This window comes from Pseudomonas rhizophila (genome assembly GCF_003033885.1).
GTDB classification, from domain to species: domain Bacteria; phylum Pseudomonadota; class Gammaproteobacteria; order Pseudomonadales; family Pseudomonadaceae; genus Aquipseudomonas; species Aquipseudomonas rhizophila.
Window position 1 is genome coordinate 920,853 of the sequence record NZ_CP024081.1, and the last position, 16,702, is coordinate 937,554.

12 protein-coding genes are annotated in these 16,702 nt (G+C 61.3%); 1 reads left to right on the forward strand and 11 read right to left on the reverse strand.

The annotated features are described in order from the left end of the window. Positions 1-2: 2 nt before the first annotated feature. The 8 genes from pdeM to CRX69_RS04350 all read right to left on the reverse strand — a co-directional run bounded on the left by pdeM (position 3) and on the right by CRX69_RS04350 (position 8,933). Positions 3-659, reverse strand: a complete 657-nt coding sequence (gene pdeM / locus CRX69_RS04315; protein ID WP_107321600.1) for a ligase-associated DNA damage response endonuclease PdeM — start codon at positions 657-659, stop codon at positions 3-5. Then, a complete protein-coding gene (locus CRX69_RS04320) occupies positions 659-3,145 on the reverse strand; it encodes a ligase-associated DNA damage response DEXH box helicase (RefSeq protein ID WP_107321601.1) in 2,487 nt (828 codons plus the stop codon). The genes pdeM and CRX69_RS04320 overlap by 1 nt, the downstream gene beginning before the upstream one ends. Positions 3,146-3,368: 223 nt before the next feature. Continuing rightward, the gene (locus tag CRX69_RS04325) at positions 3,369-4,133 is read right to left on the reverse strand and encodes an ABC transporter ATP-binding protein (protein WP_047228424.1); all 765 of its coding nucleotides are present in this window, start codon (positions 4,131-4,133) and stop codon (positions 3,369-3,371) included. 13 nt (positions 4,134-4,146) lie between these two features. After that, complete coding sequence (locus CRX69_RS04330) at positions 4,147-5,265, reverse strand: succinylglutamate desuccinylase/aspartoacylase family protein (RefSeq protein ID WP_047228423.1); 1,119 nt, start codon at positions 5,263-5,265, stop codon at positions 4,147-4,149. Between the two features lie 26 nt (positions 5,266-5,291). After that, positions 5,292-6,002: an ABC transporter permease gene (locus CRX69_RS04335; protein WP_047228422.1), complete on the reverse strand. Its 711-nt coding sequence runs from the start codon at positions 6,000-6,002 to the stop codon at positions 5,292-5,294. After that, a complete protein-coding gene (locus CRX69_RS04340) occupies positions 5,999-6,727 on the reverse strand; it encodes an ABC transporter permease (protein WP_047228421.1) in 729 nt (242 codons plus the stop codon). The genes CRX69_RS04335 and CRX69_RS04340 overlap by 4 nt, the downstream gene beginning before the upstream one ends. A 57-nt stretch (positions 6,728-6,784) precedes the next feature. Then, entirely contained in the window at positions 6,785-7,567 is a 783-nt protein-coding gene (locus tag CRX69_RS04345) for a transporter substrate-binding domain-containing protein (protein WP_047228420.1), read from the reverse strand. Between the two features lie 217 nt (positions 7,568-7,784). Then, complete coding sequence (locus tag CRX69_RS04350) at positions 7,785-8,933, reverse strand: acyltransferase family protein (RefSeq protein WP_107321602.1); 1,149 nt, start codon at positions 8,931-8,933, stop codon at positions 7,785-7,787. Between the two features lie 462 nt (positions 8,934-9,395). Here CRX69_RS04350 and CRX69_RS04355 point away from each other — a divergent pair, with 462 nt between their 5' ends. Next, entirely contained in the window at positions 9,396-11,306 is a 1,911-nt protein-coding gene (locus CRX69_RS04355) for a hypothetical protein (RefSeq protein WP_107321603.1), read from the forward strand. 36 nt (positions 11,307-11,342) lie between these two features. On the opposite strand, the gene CRX69_RS04360 is transcribed toward CRX69_RS04355, so the two are convergent. The 3 genes from CRX69_RS04360 to CRX69_RS04370 form a co-directional block, all read right to left on the reverse strand. Next, positions 11,343-13,034, reverse strand: a complete 1,692-nt coding sequence (locus tag CRX69_RS04360) for an ATP-dependent DNA ligase (RefSeq protein WP_047228417.1) — start codon at positions 13,032-13,034, stop codon at positions 11,343-11,345. Continuing rightward, positions 13,031-14,056 (reverse strand): ligase-associated DNA damage response exonuclease, encoded by a 1,026-nt coding sequence (locus CRX69_RS04365; protein ID WP_047228416.1) that lies wholly within the window; start codon positions 14,054-14,056, stop codon positions 13,031-13,033. The genes CRX69_RS04360 and CRX69_RS04365 overlap by 4 nt, the downstream gene beginning before the upstream one ends. 154 nt (positions 14,057-14,210) lie before the next feature. Further along, entirely contained in the window at positions 14,211-16,661 is a 2,451-nt protein-coding gene (locus CRX69_RS04370) for a penicillin acylase family protein (RefSeq protein ID WP_107321604.1), read from the reverse strand. Positions 16,662-16,702: the final 41 nt, after the last annotated feature.

The following is a 16,702-nucleotide window of genomic DNA, read 5'->3' on the forward strand; positions in this document are numbered from 1 at the left end:
CTTCAACTGACGGGCCATATTTCGTTATCCCCAATGACAAAGATCCTGCAGTCATTGTCCTGTTCGACCCGATGACCCCCTGTGAATGCGCCAAAGGCCGGTAGCAGGCTGATGTCGCTGGCGAGCCGGAAGCAGGCCAGGCGCAGCCGTTGCCGTCCTTTGCCGCTCAGGTGGTAGACGGGATGGACATGGCCCGCCAGGACGTGGCGGCAGGGATGCGGATTGGGCTCATGTTGTACGGCGAAAGGTCCGAGCAACAAAGGCTCCGGCACGACCCGGATGTTCAGCGCTGGCGGCGGGTCGCCGGCACGTTTGTCGTGATTGCCGCGAATCAGCGTCATGGCCAGGTGCTGATGTCGTTCACGCCAGCTACAAAGGGCCTTCAAGGTGCCTGGGGCATGGGAACCTGGACCGTGGAGAAAGTCGCCTAGGAAGATCAGTTGGCGACATGGCAGGCTCGCCAGTAGCCCGTCGAGCACGGCGATGTTGCTGGCCGTCGTACCATGGGGCACCGGTTGGCCAAGGCTGCGATAAGCAGCGGCCTTGCCGAAATGCACATCGGCGACCATCAGGGTTTGCTGGGCAGGCCAGTACAGGGCTTTTTCCGGCAATAGCCAGAGTTCTTCGCCGGCCAGGCTGACGGGATAGGGCGCCGGCATCAGGCGTCACCACGATCAGCGGTCGTTTCCAGTTCGCTGACCATCCGCCGGATGCGATCGGCGAGCTTCTCCGAACTCATGCTTTCCCTGAATCGCTCCACCAGCAAGGGAAACCCCAGTGGGGTGGGGCGTTTAATGGCATGCAGGTCGAGCTTCAAAGTATTGAGGCGTTCCAAGGTCTGCTCCAGTCGACGTATATCCAGTTCTTCACGCAGGACCTCTTCCCCGGCCTGGGCCAGCAAGAGGTTGTCGGTGTCGTATTGCTTGAACACCTGAAAGAACAACCCGCTGGACGCCTGGACTTGACGGGTACTTTTTGGCGCGCCGGGATAGCCGGCAAATACCAGTCCGGCGATCCGGGCGATTTCGCGAAAGCGTCGAAGCGCCAGCTCTCCGGCGTTCAGGCTCGCCAGCACATCGGCCAGCAGGTTGTCGACGCTCAGGAGTTCCGGCCCCAGGTGCTGCGTCCAGTCCAGTGTCGTGGCACTGAGCAGTTCCAGGCCGTAATCGTTCACCGCGATGGAAAACGTCACCGGCTGTTGTTGGCTGACGCGCCAGGCCAGCAGGCTCGCCAACCCCAGATGAACCTGGCGCCCGGCAAAGGGATACAGAAACAGATGCCAGCCCTCGCGGGATTTGAGGCGCTCGGCCAACAATGTTTCTTGCGTGGGTAAACCGGACCAGCGTTGTTGAATCGATAACAAGGGCTGCACGGTGCTCATCTCCGGGCCCTCGAAGCGGCCTGTGGCGGCCTCGCTCAGACGGGCCACGACGGCGCCGGCCAGCTCGCTGGAAAGCGGCATCCGCCCGCCGTTCCAGCGCGGCACGGCGGCTTTTTTGGCCTGGCTGCGTCGCACGTAGGCGGTCATGTCTTCGACGCGGACCAATTCCAGCAAGCGTCCGGCAAACAGAAAACCATCTCCAGGCCGCAGGCGAGCGATGAAGCCTTCTTCCACGCTGCCCAAGGTCTTGCCGCCACCGCCTTTGCTCCAGAACTTCAATTGCAGGCTGGCGTCGCTGACGATGGTGCCGATGCTCATGCGATGTCGTCGGGCCAGTCGCGCATCGGGGACTCGCCACACGCCGTGTTCGTCCGGCTCGACCCGCCGGTAGTCGGGATAGGCGGTCAATGACAGCCCACCATGGCGCACGAAGGCCAGGGCCCAGGCCCATTCGGCTTCGTTGAGGTCCCGATAGGCCCAGGCGCCGCGCACTTCCTCAAACAGCTCGTCAGGCAGGAAACCGCCGCCCAGGGCCATGCTGACCAGATGCTGGACCAATACATCCAGCGGCTTGTGGGGCGATTCCCGGGGTTCGATGCGCCGCTGAGCCACGGCGTCTTGTGCGGCGGCGGCTTCGATCAGCTCCAGGCTGTGGGTCGGCACCAGCGTGACCCGCGAGGTCCGCCCCGGCGCATGACCAGAACGCCCGGCGCGCTGCATCAGCCGCGCCACGCCTTTGGCCGAGCCAATTTGCAGGACCCGTTCGACTGGCAAGAAGTCCACCCCCAGATCCAGGCTGGAGGTGCAGACCACCGCCTTGAGCTGCCCTTCCTTGAGGGCCTGCTCTACCCAGTCGCGCGTTTCCCGGGACAATGAACTGTGATGCAGCGCGATCAGCCCGGCCCAGTCCGGCCTGGCTTGGAGAATGGCCTGATACCAGATTTCCGATTGCGCCCGGGTGTTGGTGAAAACCAGGCAACTGCTGCTGGCGTCTATTTCAGCAATGACCTGGGGCAGCATCTTCAGGCCGATGTGGCCGGCCCACGGAAAACGTTCGAGGGCCGGGGGGAGCAGCGTATCGACCCGTAGCGCCTTGCCGTTGGCCCCCTGCACGCTGATGCCATTGTCTTGCGGGATTAATACCTGTTCGGCGTGGGCCTGGTTACCCAAGGTGGCGGACACACCCCAGACGATGAGTTGGGGATGCCAGCGCCGCAAGCGCGCCAATGCCAATTGCAACTGCACCCCCCGTTTGTTGCCGAGCAACTCGTGCCATTCATCCACCACGACCATGCGCAGCGTCGAGGTAGCCGTTTGCGCATCGGCACGGGCGAGCATCAGGGTCAGGCTTTCGGGCGTGGTGATCAGCGCGGTGGGCAGACGCCGACCCTGGCGGGCGCGTTCGCTGGCGCTGGTGTCGCCGGTGCGCAGGCCGACGCTCCATGGAATCTGCAGCTCTGCCAGTGGTGCCTCGAGGGCTTTGCCTGTATCGGCGGCCAGCGCGCGCATCGGCGTGATCCACAGGACCGTCAGCGGTTCGGTCACTGGTTTGCGTTTACGGGGTTTATCCGGCGGTGGCGCCGAGCGGGCGAACCGGTTGAGCGCCGCGAACCACACGGCGTAGGTCTTGCCGGCCCCGGTGTTGGCGTGCAACAGCCCGGATTCGTCGCGTTTGACGGCAGCCCACACTTGTTTTTGAAAGGCGAACGGCTTCCAGCCGCGGGCGCTGAACCACTGGTTTGCGTAGTTGTTGGATGTCGCCATACCCGCCGCGTGCGCCCTGAAAGTCCTCTTTCAGTGACCGCGGTGAGGGATGAAAGGTTTAATGAAGAAAATCGTGGCGAGGGCGCTTTTGTGGCGAGAGAGCTTGCTCCCGCTGGACGCGCAGCGTCCCCAGCAGCGTGTCATCCAGCGCCTGGGGGCTGCTTCGCAGCCCAGCGGGAGCAAGCTCCCTCGCCACAGAAGCAGTCTTTCAGGTTTGTCGGGTTTATTTCAGGTTGCCACTGAGAAACTGCTGGAGCCGCTCGCTTTTGGGATTGCCCAGCACGTCTTCCGGCGCGCCTTCTTCTTCCACCAGGCCCTGGTGCAGAAACAGCACCTGATCAGACACCTTGCGAGCGAAGCTCATTTCGTGGGTCACCATGATCATGGTCCGGCCTTCTTCGGCCAGGCCCTGAATCACCTTCAAGACTTCTCCCACCAACTCCGGGTCAAGGGCCGAGGTGGGTTCGTCGAACAGCATCACCTCCGGCTCCATCGCCAGGGCGCGGGCGATGGCCACGCGCTGTTGCTGACCACCGGAGAGGAACGCCGGGTACTGCTCGGCCACTCGCGCCGGCAGGCCGACCTTGTCGAGATAACGACGGGCACGGTCTTCGGCTTCCTGCTGACTGACGCCCAACACCCGGCGCGGCGCCATGGTGATGTTTTCCAGTACGCTCATGTGGCTCCACAGGTTGAAGTGCTGGAAAACCATGGCCAGGCGGGTGCGCAGGCGCTGCAGTTCCTTTTCGTCGGCCACACGCATGCCGTGGCGGTCGTTGATCATGCGGATCGCCTGGCCGTCCAGGCTCATTGCGCCGTCGTTAGGTTGTTCCAGAAAGTTGATGCAGCGCAAAAAGGTACTTTTGCCCGAGCCGCTGGCGCCGATCAGGCTGATGACGTCTCCGGTCCTGGCCTTGAGCGAAACGCCTTTGAGCACCTGATGTTCGCCATAGCTCTTATGCAGGCCTTCGATGGTCAGTTTGTACATGGGGTATGCATCCTCAAGGCGAAAGTAGGTAGCCGCTGCGGTAGGCTTCGGCGCCGGCGACATGGGCGATCACCATGCCGGCAGTGGCCATGCGACGCAGCGAGCGGGCGTACAGCAGCCCGGCATTGCAGCAATGAACGGGGGTGACGGTGTCGTTGATGGGGTCGATGATTTGCGCCACCAGTTGCCCCGCCTCCAGGTACTCCCCGGGCACGGCGCTGTAGACCAGCAGGCCGCCGACCGGTGTCGCCACCGGCTCCACGCCGGCCAGCGGCGTAGCCGGGTAGGGCAGGTCGGGCAAGGGCATCGGTTCGCCGTCAATGGCACCGAAGCGGATCAGGTATTCGATCAGGGCCTGGCAGTCGAGACTCGCCAGGTCGTGGGTGACGTCGCCTTGGCCGCGCAGTTCGACGGTGACCGAAAAACTGCCCAGGGGAATCTCGAATTGTTCGCCGAAGCGCTCCTTGAGTTGCCACCAGAGCAGGGTGAAGCATTCATCGAACGACTGACCGCCCGAATCCGTTGCCAGCAGGCTCGCTTCGGCGCCGATGTAGCGGGCCAGCGGCTCGACCTGAGGCCAGGCTTCGGGGGTGGTGTAGAGATGAGCGACCGCTTCGAAATCACAATGCAGGTCCAGCACCATGTCAGCGTCGCAGGCCAGCCGTTGCAGAACCAGGCGCTGGGATTGCAATTGCGTGCTGGCGGTCTGGCGGGCGAGGGCGTCGCGCAGGTGTTCGCGGATCAGCATCAGGTTGTGCTGTGGATCATCCGTGAGCTGGCCTTCGATCTGGTTGCCGATCTCTTCGCTGAGGTCGACGAACCGGCGGTTGAAATTCTGCCCGCTCTCCATTTCGTAGCGGCCCAGCGGCACGTCCATCAGCACTTGTTCCAGGCCGATGGGGTTGGCCACGGGCACCAGCACGATTTCGTGCCGCAGGTGACCGGATGCCTCAAGCTCGGCCAGACGCTGCTTGAGGTGCCAGGCCACCAGCATGCCGGGCAACTCATCAGCGTGCAGGGACGACTGGATGTAGATTTTGCCGACGGCTTCTTCCGGGCCGAAGTGAAAGCTGTGGATCTTGCGTGCGGTCCCCGGCAGTGGGGCCAGCAGGTCATGAATCTGGTGGCGCATTTGCGTGTATGTCCTGAACAGAAGCCCTAGTGAGTCGGCCCGAGAAAGGCCAGCCAGCGGCGTTCGGCGAGGCGGAAAAGGCCCACCAGTGCAAAGGTCACGGTCAGGTAGATCAACGCGGCGATACCGAACGACTGGAAGGTCAGGAAGGTGGCCGAGTTGGCGTCCCGGGCGACTTTGAGCACGTCTGGAACGGTAGCGGTGAACGCCACGGTCGTCGAGTGCAACATCAGGATGACTTCGTTGCTGTAGTACGGCAGCGAACGTCGCAACGCCGACGGCATGATCACGTACGCGTACAGCTTCCAGCCCGTCAAGCCATAAGCCTTGGCCGCTTCGACTTCGCCATGGTTCATGCTGCGAATCGCCCCGGCGAAGATTTCCGTGGTGTAGGCGCAGGTGTTCAGGGCGAAGGCCAGGATCGTGCAGTTCATCGCATCGCGAAAGAAGCTGTCGAGCAGGGGCTGGGCGCGCACGGCTTCGAGGCTGTAGATGCCGGTGTAGCAGATCAATAGCTGTATGTAGAGCGGCGTGCCGCGGAACAGGTACGTGTAGAACTGCACTGGCCAGCGTACGTAGACTTTGGGGGAGACCCGGGCGATGGACAGCGGGATCGAGATCACGAAGCCGATCAGCAGCGAGGCGCTGAGCAGCCACATCGTCATGGCCAGGCCAGTGATGTGATTGCCGTCGCTGTAGAGGAACGGTCGCCAGTATTCCTGAAGAAGTTCGATCATCGCACCGCCTCCCGTGCACCGGCGGCGTAACGGCGTTCAAGCCAGCGCAGCACGACATTGGACGCGCTGGTGATCAGCAGATAGATCAGCGCCGCGAGCACGAGGAAGTAAAACAGTTGGTAGGTGCTTTTGCCGGCATCCTGGGCGGCCTTGACCAAATCGGCCAGGCCGATGATCGACACCAGCGCGGTGGCCTTGAGCATCACCATCCAGTTATTGCCGATGCCCGGCAGGGCAAAGCGCATCATTTGCGGAAACACCACGAACCGGAAACGCTGGCCGCGCTTTAGCCCATACGCCGTGGCGGCTTCGACCTGACCCCGGGGCACCGCGAGAATCGCCCCGCGAAAGGTCTCGGTGAAGTACGCGCCATAAATGAAGCCCAGGGTGATGACCCCGGCGCCGAATGGGTTGATCTCGATGTATTCCCATTCCATGAAGTCGGTAAAAGAGGTCAGCCAGGTTTGCAGGCTGTAGAAGATCAGCAGCATCAGCACCAGGTCCGGCACGCCGCGAATCAGCGTGGTGTAGAGCTGGGCCGGGATACGCAGCAGTTTGACGCTGGACAGCTTGGCGCTGGCCCCCAACAGGCCGAGCAAAACGCTCAGTAACAAAGACAGGACCGCCAGCTTGATGGTCATCCAGGTGCCCTGCATCAGCAGCGGGCCGAAGCCCTGCAGGCTGAAGGCGCTGAGCCCCAGATTTTGTAGGAGTTGTTCGAACATGGAAGAGGCCTTTGGCAGAAAAAAAGCGCCCATCCGAGGCCGGATGGGCGCTGCGCATTATTTGCCGCTGTACAGATTCAGATCGCCAAAGTGTTTCTTCTGGATCTCGGCGTACTTGCCGTCTTCGTGTAACGCTTTGATACCTTTATCCAAAAGAGCCTTCAGCTCTTTGTTACCTTTCTTGATACCGATGGCGGTCTTGGAAGGCAGCAGTTCGCTGTCCACGGGTTTGCTGACTTCATAGTCACCACCTTTTGGCGATTTCAAGAAACCCAGTTCGGCCTGCAGCATGTCCTGGATCGACGCATCGAGGCGGCCGGAGGTCAGGTCGGCATAAACCTGGTCCTGGTTCTGGTAGGCCTGGGTCTTGACCCCAGCCTTGTCCAGTACGGTTTTGGCATAGGTTTCCTGGATGGTGCCTTGCTCGTAACCGACGGTCTTGCCTTTGAGGGACGCGACATCTTCGCTCAGGCCGGAACCCTTCTTGAACACATACGAGGTCGGGCCGGAGAACAGCTCGTTGGAGAAGTCGATGACTTTTTCCCGGGCCGGGGTCACGGTCATGGACGAGATCACGCCGTCGAACTTATTGGCCTTCAGGCCAGGGATCATGCCGTCGAAATCGCTTTCGACCCAGCGGCACTTGACCTTCAATTCTTCGCAGATTGCATTGCCCAGGTCGATATCGAAACCTACCAGGCTACCGTCGGCGGCCTTGGATTCAAACGGGGCATAGGACGGGTCGACACCAAAACGCAGTTCCTTGTATTCCTTGGCCGTGGCGACGCCGGCGGCCATGCACAACGCCAGTGCAGAAAGGGTCAGCAGTGCTTTTTTCATTATTCAATCCCTAAAACCAATATGAGCGCTTGTGGCGCGTAAGTATTGTTACCGGTGAAGGCGAGAACGGTATGACGGCATAAAGGTAGCAATTTCCGAACCAGAGTGCCGAACAAGCGTTTTAAAAACTTTGGCGGCAGCCAGCGGGACGTGATGGTGCGCGGGGATGAGCAGGCTTTAAAAGATGCACCAGGATGGCGCGGACGCTGCTGTTTTTTCACGCCTCGGTATCAGGTCTCAATACCGGACCGCTGTGCGAGGGGGTGTTGCTAAGCGCTCGGCCAAGGGATTGCCCGGTCATTTCGACATATCGGTAGGTGAACATCGACACCAGGACTACCGATCCCGTTACCAGCAAAGCGATGAGGTTGTTGAGCAGTACATTACCGAGGTCCAGGTAGCGAGTCCCGTCGATCACCGGTGCAATGTCAACGCCAACGATTTTCTTCGCCACCATGAATGCCGACACTACGCAAAACAGAACGGCCGCGTGGGTCAGGTAGATGGAATAAGACAACTTGCCGAGAAAACCGAAGCCACGGCCCGCCAACAGCCGCGACACGGCGCCACGATCAAAGGCGAATATCACAACGATGACAGCGAACAACGGACTGGCCCACAACTGCTTGCCTGCAAAATCGTTGATCACGAAAATCAGCGCCACTGTCACAGCCGCCACTTCAAGCGTGCTCAATAACCAGGTCTGGGCCCGGCTGGGCTGAGGGAGCCTCAGGTACACGGCGTAAGCCAGACAGCCAGTGAAAAAGTAAGCGAGGCCGCGCAGCGACTCGATGGTGAAGAAGGTATTACCGGCATACATCAGCGCCAAGGCCAGGAGCATCACCGTCGCCCATATCCATGTCCTGATGCCGAAAGCGATACACACGATCAGGGCGAAGATCATGTAGGTGTAATACTCGATACTGATGCTCCAGGACGGATAGTTGAATGACAGTGGGTTAGTCAAATGCGTCCAGGATTGCAACAGCAGTGCATTCGGCAGGATTTCAGAAGGGGCGAACTTTCCTGAGAATGGCGCATTGTTGAAGTCCATGCCTTTTTGCGCAGCCCAATATCGACCGCACTCTAACAGTATAAAGACGCCCAACATAAAGAGGTGCAAGGGAAGCAAGCGGAAGGTTCGTGAAATGAAGAACTTTCTAAAGTTAAATTTTACCGAGCTGCCATAGGCGTGCGTCAATACAAAGCCACTCAATACAAAAAAGAAAGATACAAATACTTCAGCGTGACGGAATAACAACCATTCGGTAAAACTACCGCTGACGCGCAAGTGATAGAGCATTACTGAAATGGCCATCAATCCCCTGAAACTGTCCAGTGAATGAAACCGCTGCTCTGCGCGCATGTCAGGCTCCCTTGCTTGTACGATTGGCACGTCTTGGGTTTCACTCCGGTCGCCACGTCATTGGGGCAGCACCCTGGGAGGGCGGCTGCCCACTCCCTGAATGAGGGTATCCCCGTCACTGTTGCATGAAGGGCCTGGCGCAGGATCTGGACGGTTTAAGACACTTAAATAAATAGTGGGCTCTGATGTCACGTTAGCATTGCTCTTTAAAAGAGCAAGTCGGTTTTTTATTGTCGTGATAGATACCCTGATGACGCAATTACGGCGTCAGAAAAACTGCTAGTGGGCGGGACATCAATAGTTTTTTTAGAAGCGCATAAAACGCCATCTGAATACATATCTTCAAATGCCGTTCATCGACGATTCACACTATTTTTCTCACGCCTGTTACACAGCGACTACTGTATAGAGCGATGATGGCAGAGCGCCAACGCGCCTCAGTTAGATGGTGAAAAGGACATTATGAAACGCATCGCCGTGATATTAACGCTGGCGTTCAGCAGCCTGGCCCAGGCCGCGCCAATGCGCTGGGGCGATGTGCGTGACGGCAGCCTCTATTTGCAGGCAGGGCGCGATGACACCTTGCGCGTCAGTTGGGTGCCGGCCTGGCAAACCGACGCTAATGAAGAACGCATCTACTTGCTCGACGGCCAGGGGCAACTGCGCGACGAGCGTTTTATTCCCGCCAGCGAAGGGAGCGGCAAACAAGACTGGGCATTGCCCGCCAGCGCCGCCAGTTACCGTGTCGAAGTCCCCGGCTATAGCTTCAGGCGCTATCGCTTCGAGCACGACGACAAGACCGTCGCCCTGTTCGCGCCGACGAAAGTGCACTTCAGCGTCGAGACCGCCGCCAACGTCGAGTTGTATTTCAAGGTCCGCGGTGGCGAGCAGGCGATCTTGGCAGGCAAGTATTTCGGCGGCGTCAGAGCTCTGAATGCCGAGCGCCTGGGCGATGGCAAAACAGTCGAACTGAGGCTCAAGCCCTACCAGGAGTACCCGAAGTTCGACCAGGTTGCCTTACCCGTCAGCGATAGGGATCAAGACTGGCGCCTGCGCCTGCAAGGTAGAGGCAAAGCGGCCTTCTGGCTGGACGGCACCGCCAACCTGTTCGCCCAGCGCCCGCAGCACCTGCAGCCGCTGCGGCAGGACAGCGGCCGCACCGAACTGGCCCTGCACCCCGACATGCTGGGCCCCACGCCGCGCCTGGGCTTGGCCTTGCCCTACCTGCTTCCACCGCCGGCAAGCTACAGCGCGCTCGACGCGCTCAAGCCCCGTGCGGGCAGCTTTTACAGCGCCGTCGACATCATGGCCGCTGACCCCCATTACGAAGATGCCTTCAGACGTTTTTATCTGGAACGCGGTGGCATTGATACGAACATCACCTTGCTGGCCGCCACTGGGCGTAAGGCCGACCTGAAGGCCAACAGCCAGAGCAACGCCGGCCTTAACGCCTGGCTGGCGGCCACCGTAGCCCTGGGTAGCGGCACGCACTACCTCTCGTTTGCCGACGAACCCAATTACAACTATCCCGACTATGCGACGTACAAGCACTTCTTCGACGCCATGTATCGTCAGGTGCTCGACTACCCGGGGGCGCGGGAGGCCGGTGTGCGCATCGCCATGCCCGCCAGCTCGCGTTTCGTCAACGGACCGTTTACGCGACGAGGCGCCCAGCACCGTGGCATCGACTGGGCTCGGCGAATGCTCGACGAATCGGCAGCACAAATCGATGCCTTGGCCTGGCACGAGTGGATGATTCGCGACCTGCTGGCCACACGGGTCTACCGCGACTCCGTGCGCCGGGCTGCCGAAGTCGTCGGCCTGCAAGCCAATGGCCGGCCACGCAAGGCGCTGTTGCTGGACCAGACCAATATCTCCAGTGGCTCAAGCGTGAGCCCCTACGAACAGGAGACGCACTTCGCATCGCTCTGGTGGGCCTCGGTTGCGATCAACTCAGCCCAGGATGGTTTGCTCGACGTGCTCAATTGGTTTCAGGCCGCTGACGATCCGCACCACCTCAAAGGCATGATCCGCCTGCCAGGACCCGATCGCTTCGAGCTCAAACCGGTAGGCTTGGCGCAGCAATTCATCCAGTCGCACTGGCTCGATCAGGTTCTGCGTATGGACAACAGCGCGTTCGAGGTCGATGCCCTGGCGATGGCCCGCGGCAACGAACGCAGCGTGCTGGGGGTAAACAAGGGCGACCGTCTGCAACGGATCAGCCTGCAGGGCGCAGGCACTGCCTGCCCATCCCTCGCCCTTTTCGGTCCTGATAGCCGCCAGCGCGATGCCCCTGTCCAGTGCCGGGATGGACGCATACGTTTTGAAGTACCGGGTGAAAGTATTTTCGCCTTGATGTGGAGGGCGTCATGACACGGGCCGACGCTGGCCCTGTTCGGAGGAGAACGGTCAACCTTTCAACAGATCCTGAAGCGTCGCCAGCGTGTCAGCCTCCTCGACGCTTTTGTCTTGGCGCCAGCGCAGCATCCGCGGGAAGCGCACGGCGATCCCACTCTTGTGGCGTTTGGACAAGGCTATACCTTCGAAGCCCAGCTCAAAAACCAGGGTCGGCGTGACGCTGCTCACCGGGCCGAACTTCTCCACGGTGGTCTTGCGCACGATGCTGTCGACCTGACGCATTTGGTCATCGGTCAGCCCCGAATACGCCTTGGCGAACGGCACCAGTGTGCGTTCGCGGCTGCCCGGCGGGTTGTCCCAGACGGCGAAGGTGTAGTCGCTGTACAAGCTGGCGCGGCGGCCATGCCCGCGTTGCGCATAGATCAGTACCGCGTCGACACTGAACGGGTCGATTTTCCACTTCCACCACACGCCCATGTCCTTGGTCCGGCCAACGCCGTACAGCGCGTCGCGGGCCTTGAGCATCATGCCTTCGACGCCGAGGCTGCGGGACGCTTCGCGCTGCCGGGCGAGGTCGAACCAATCCTTGCCGGTGATGATCGGGGAGGGCAGCAGCACCGCGCTGCGGCAGCGGGTAATCAGGGTCTGTAGTTGTTCGCGGCGCTCGGTCTGCACACGACTGCGCCAATCCTCGCCTTGCCATTCCAGCAGGTCGTAGGCCATCACCACCACGGGGGCGTCTTCGAGGACTTTCTTGCCCAGGGTTTTGCGGCCGATGCGTTGTTGCAGCAGGGCAAAGGGCTGCACCCTCGGTTCCAGCGGCGTATCCGGATCGAAGGCATCCGCGGTGGATGGCGGCGCGGCTTTCCATACCACGATTTCGCCGTCGATCACCGTGCCGTCGGGCAACGCCTGCGCCAGGCTGTGCAATTCGGGAAAGCGCTCGGTGACCAACTCTTCGCCCCGGGACCAGACCCACAAATGGCCATCGCGCTTGACCACCTGGGCGCGGATTCCGTCCCACTTCCATTCCACCTGCCAGTCACTGGCCGGTCCCAGCGTCGTGTCGAATTGCTCCACCGCTTGCGATAGCGCATGAGCCAGGAAGAACGGATAAGGCTGGCCGCCGCGCTGGGCGTGCTCATCAGCGGATTCGGCAGCGATGAGCTTGAGGTAGCCTGCAGCGGTCGGACGATGGGACAGGTCGGTATACCCCACCAGCCGTTGGGCGACCCGTTTGCTGTCCAGCCCGGCCATGGCCGCCAGCGCGCGTGTGACCAGCAACTTGGACACGCCCACGCGGAAACTGCCGGTGATGAGTTTGATGCACAGCATCAGGCTGGCTCGGTCGAGTTGCGCCCACAACGCCGGCAACCGCACCGCCAGCACCTCGGGCGATTCACCGCGCAGCGGCAGGAGTTTCTCTTCGATCCACAGCGCCAGGCCTTCGTCGGAACGCTGAGGTGATTCTGGCAGGACCAGTGAGATGGTTTCAGCCAGATCACCCACGGCTTGATAGCTTTCTTCGAACAGCCACAGCGACAACCCGGATATCTGCACCGCCAGTTCCCTCAAGGTCTTGACCGGCACCAGTTGTCGCGGGCGCCCTCCAGACAGGAAATACACGGCCCACGCTGCGTCCTGGGGCGGGGCCTTGGTGAAGTAATCCTGCATGGCGGCGAGCTTGGCATTGCTGGAGGTGGTGGCGTCCAGTTCGGCATACAACTGGGCGAAGGCTTTCATGACGCGTCCTCGTCGGTGGCGCTGCCTGAGTCTTCTTCATCGTCACCATATTCGGTGCTGAAGCCTTGGGCATCCAGGCCTTGCTCGCACAAATGGCGCACCAGTACGCCCACTGAACCGTGGGTGACCATCACCCGCTCGGCGCCGGTCTGTTCGATGGCCCAGAGCAAGCCGGGCCAATCGGCGTGGTCGGACAGCACAAAGCCGCGATCCACGCCGCGTCGCCGACGGGTGCCCCGCAGGCGCATCCAGCCGCTGGCGAAGGCGTCGCTGTAGTCACCGAAACGGCGCATCCAGGTGCTCCCACCGGCAGAGGGGGGAGCGATGATCAGCGCCTGGTTCATGATTGGGTCGTTCTTTTTGATGTCGCCGGCATAGATCGTCGCTGGCAAACGGATCCCGGCCTCGCGATAGACCCGGTTCAGGGGTTCTACCGCACCGTGGGCCAGGATCGGACCCAGGCTCGCGTCAATTCCGTGGAGAATCCGCTGGGCTTTGCCGAAGGAATAGCAGAACAGCACGCTGGCCCGGCCGACGGCAATGTTGCCGCGCCACCACTGATTGATTTCGTCGAAGACCTGCGCTTGAGGCTGCCAGCGATAGATCGGCAGGCCGAAGGTGGATTCGGTAATGAACGTATGACACTTCACCGGTTCGAACGGCGCGCAGGTGCCGTCGGGTTCGATCTTGTAGTCCCCGGACGCCACCCAGACCTCGCCTTTATATTCCAGGCGCACCTGGGCCGAACCCAGCACGTGGCCGGCAGGATGAAAACTCAAGCTCACGCCGTGATGCAGCAAGCGCTCGCCGTAGGCCAGGGTTTGCAGGTTGATGTCCTGGCCCAATCGCGAACGCAAAATGCCTTCGCCGGGGGCCGCTGCCAGGTAGTGTTGGTTGCCACCACGGGCGTGATCGCCGTGGGCGTGGGTGATGACCGAACGTTCCACCGGACGCCAGGGGTCGATGTAGAAATCTCCGGGCGGGCAGTACAGGCCTTCGGGGCGGGCAATGACAAGATCCATGCATTCACCGGGAAGATGGGCTTGTCTGGTAGAGGCGGGGGCGGGAGGAGAAGTTCTATCGGGTTTGGTGCGGCAGGATCAGGTGGCAGGGCGGACAAATGTGGCGAGGGGGTTTAGCCCAGCGGGGATAAATTCCCTCGCCACACAGGACAGCCTACTTACCGGGCACCAGGGTCAAGCGCGCCTTGCCGTACGCCCGCTCAAAGTTCTGCGGCTGCAATGGCAGGTTCTGATAGTTCCCCTTGATCCACGGATCAATGCCATTGACGTAGTTCGGGCTGGCGGGGTTGCCAGACTGGCCGGTGCCGCCCTGGATCATCAACGGCTCGGGCTGGCCGAAGTCGACGATGAACCGCATGGCCGGCGCCTGGGTGGTGTTGAAACTCTCGCCCCAGACGAATGCCGAGCTGTTGAGCGTGGAGGCATCGCCGCCGGCGGGCAGGGGGCCGCGGACGATTTGGCCGCTGCTGTTCTTCCATTCGTAGCGATGCAGCTTGCCCCACTGCCAAGCCTTGTGGTCACCGCCCAACTGGCTGTCGCCAGCAGTGATGGCCGCTGCCAGGCTGCGGGCCAGGATCACGGATTTGTCTTCCTTCTGCGGTGTGCGCACGTCATCCCAGAACGGGCTGTCTTCGCGACCGAGCAAGTGATCGGCCTGGGCCGAGTAGGACAACTGACCGTTGGCGAGCAGCGCTTTCCACGCCGGGCTGCTGTCCGGACCCAGTTCGTCGAGGAAGATCTGCTTCATGCTTTCCTGCAGAAACAGTTCATAAATCGCCGCGTCGGCGGAGCCTGGGCTGAGCCGGCCATCGAAAGCCATTAGCCGGGTATAGGCCTCGCGAGCCTTGGCCCGGTCCGCCACTGGTAGCGCGTCGATCGCCTGCTTGAGCGGTTGGGCCATGCCCGGGGCTTCGAAGACTTTCTTGAGCTTGGCGGCAAAGGTCGTGGTCTGGTCATATTGCATGGCAGTCAGGCTGCGGCTGTCGTGCTTGCCGGCCCCGGCCAGCTCGGCCATACGCTCGCCGCGCTCCGGTGCGCCCCAGGAATTGGACAACTGCATGCCGTAGCCGTCGGGAATGACTCGCTGGTTGGCGGCGCCGAGCCAGCCCTGGGCCGGATCCTGATCGTAGGGGTGCAGCATCGGGTCGGCGTAGCCATCCCAATCGTAGCGACCTTCCCAACCGGGCGATGGCAACAGGCCTTCGCCTTCGCGGCGGTTCGGATAGCGCCCGGTAACTTGCCAACCAATGTGGCTGGCGTCGGCAAAGATCATGTTCACCGCGATGGCGCGGATTTCACGGCTGGCATCGGAGGCTTTCTCGACATTCTGCGCTCGGGACAAGTCGAAGAACGCGTCCAGGGTTTTGTCGTCGCTAAAGCTCGGCGTCTGCAAGGCCAGGCCAAGACCGTTGGCCATGGCCGAGCCCTGGACACTGTTGAGCAGCGGGCCGTGGCGGGTCTCATACACCGCTTCGCGAATCGGTCGCTGGCCTTTGATGAAGTAGGTCTCGTTGCGGACCATCACCGGCTGCCATTTGCCGTTGACCTCGTAGGACAGACCATTGCCCTGGCGTCGGATTTTTTCCAGGAACAGGTCCTGGTTGTCGCCCAACACGCTGCTCATGCTCCAGGCCACTTTGCCGTTGAACCCCGCCAGAATCATCGGGATGCCCGCCACGGAAACCCCGGCGGCCTGATACTTGGGCGCACGAATCTGCACGGGAACCCACAGTGACGGCACGCTCAATGGGCCATGGCTGTCGCTGGCCAGCAGGCTCTTGCCGTTGCGGCTGCGCTGCGGGGCGATGGCCCAGTTGCTGGAGGAAGCAATATTCAGCAAATTCAGTTCGGACAACTGAGCGCTGGCCTTGCTGACTTCGTTGAGGCCCGGGACCTGACCGCTGAGCCGCAGGCCCTGGAGCTTATCGGCCTCGGCCATCGGCAGTTGTTCATCCGGGTACGAGGGGCTCAGCCAGGCCAGTTTGTCCTGGGTGACCGTCTGGGCCAGCACCAAGGCGGCGATTTCTTCCGGCAGGTTGGCCGATTGGCTGAAATTGAGCAGGCAAAACATCAGCGCCGAATCTTGCGGTTTCCAGTATTCGGGTTTGTAGCCGTTGGCGGCCAGGTCCGGCGGCAACTTGTCGCGATAGCGGAACAGGTACGCGTTGACGCCGCGGGCATAGACTTCGAAGAAGCGTTTGAGCCGCGGCGAGGAGGCTTTGTACAGCTCGTCGGCGCTTTTCTTCAGGTTGACCGCACGCATGTAGCGATCGACGTCCAGTCGTTCGGCGCCGGACATTTCTGCCAGACGACCCTGAGCCAGCAGGCGCATGGTCACCATCTGGCTGATGCGGTCGCTGGCATGGACGTAGCCGAGGCTGAACAGGGCGTCATGGAAATTGTTGCTCTCGATCAGTGGCATGCCCATGGCATTGCGTCGAACCGAGACGTTCTGCGCCAGCCCCTTGAGCGGTTGCACGCCGGACGTCGGAGGAACCGTGTCCTGGGCGTTCCAGGTCTGGCAACCGCTCAGACCGAGCACACTGGCCACTGCGGCGGCAACGCCGAGCCGGGGGAAGGGAAAAATAGAGGCTGGCGAGGCCATGGCAAAGCTCCTGCGGGAGGGGGGGACACCGATAAAGGCGC

Excerpts from the sequence above, each read along its gene's own strand:
- pdeM (WP_107321600.1), bottom strand. The coding sequence starts at position 659 with ATGCCGGCGCCCTATCCCGTCAGCCTGGCCGGCGAAGAACTCTGGCTA.
- CRX69_RS04320 (WP_107321601.1), bottom strand. The coding sequence starts at position 3,145 with ATGGCGACATCCAACAACTACGCAAACCAGTGGTTCAGCGCCCGCGGC.
- CRX69_RS04325 (WP_047228424.1), bottom strand. The coding sequence starts at position 4,133 with ATGTACAAACTGACCATCGAAGGCCTGCATAAGAGCTATGGCGAACAT.
- CRX69_RS04330 (WP_047228423.1), bottom strand. The coding sequence starts at position 5,265 with ATGCGCCACCAGATTCATGACCTGCTGGCCCCACTGCCGGGGACCGCA.
- CRX69_RS04335 (WP_047228422.1), bottom strand. The coding sequence starts at position 6,002 with ATGATCGAACTTCTTCAGGAATACTGGCGACCGTTCCTCTACAGCGAC.
- CRX69_RS04340 (WP_047228421.1), bottom strand. The coding sequence starts at position 6,727 with ATGTTCGAACAACTCCTACAAAATCTGGGGCTCAGCGCCTTCAGCCTG.
- CRX69_RS04345 (WP_047228420.1), bottom strand. The coding sequence starts at position 7,567 with ATGAAAAAAGCACTGCTGACCCTTTCTGCACTGGCGTTGTGCATGGCC.
- CRX69_RS04350 (WP_107321602.1), bottom strand. The coding sequence starts at position 8,933 with ATGCGCGCAGAGCAGCGGTTTCATTCACTGGACAGTTTCAGGGGATTG.
- CRX69_RS04355 (WP_107321603.1), top strand. The coding sequence starts at position 9,396 with ATGAAACGCATCGCCGTGATATTAACGCTGGCGTTCAGCAGCCTGGCC.
- CRX69_RS04360 (WP_047228417.1), bottom strand. The coding sequence starts at position 13,034 with ATGAAAGCCTTCGCCCAGTTGTATGCCGAACTGGACGCCACCACCTCC.
- CRX69_RS04365 (WP_047228416.1), bottom strand. The coding sequence starts at position 14,056 with ATGGATCTTGTCATTGCCCGCCCCGAAGGCCTGTACTGCCCGCCCGGA.
- CRX69_RS04370 (WP_107321604.1), bottom strand. The coding sequence starts at position 16,661 with ATGGCCTCGCCAGCCTCTATTTTTCCCTTCCCCCGGCTCGGCGTTGCC.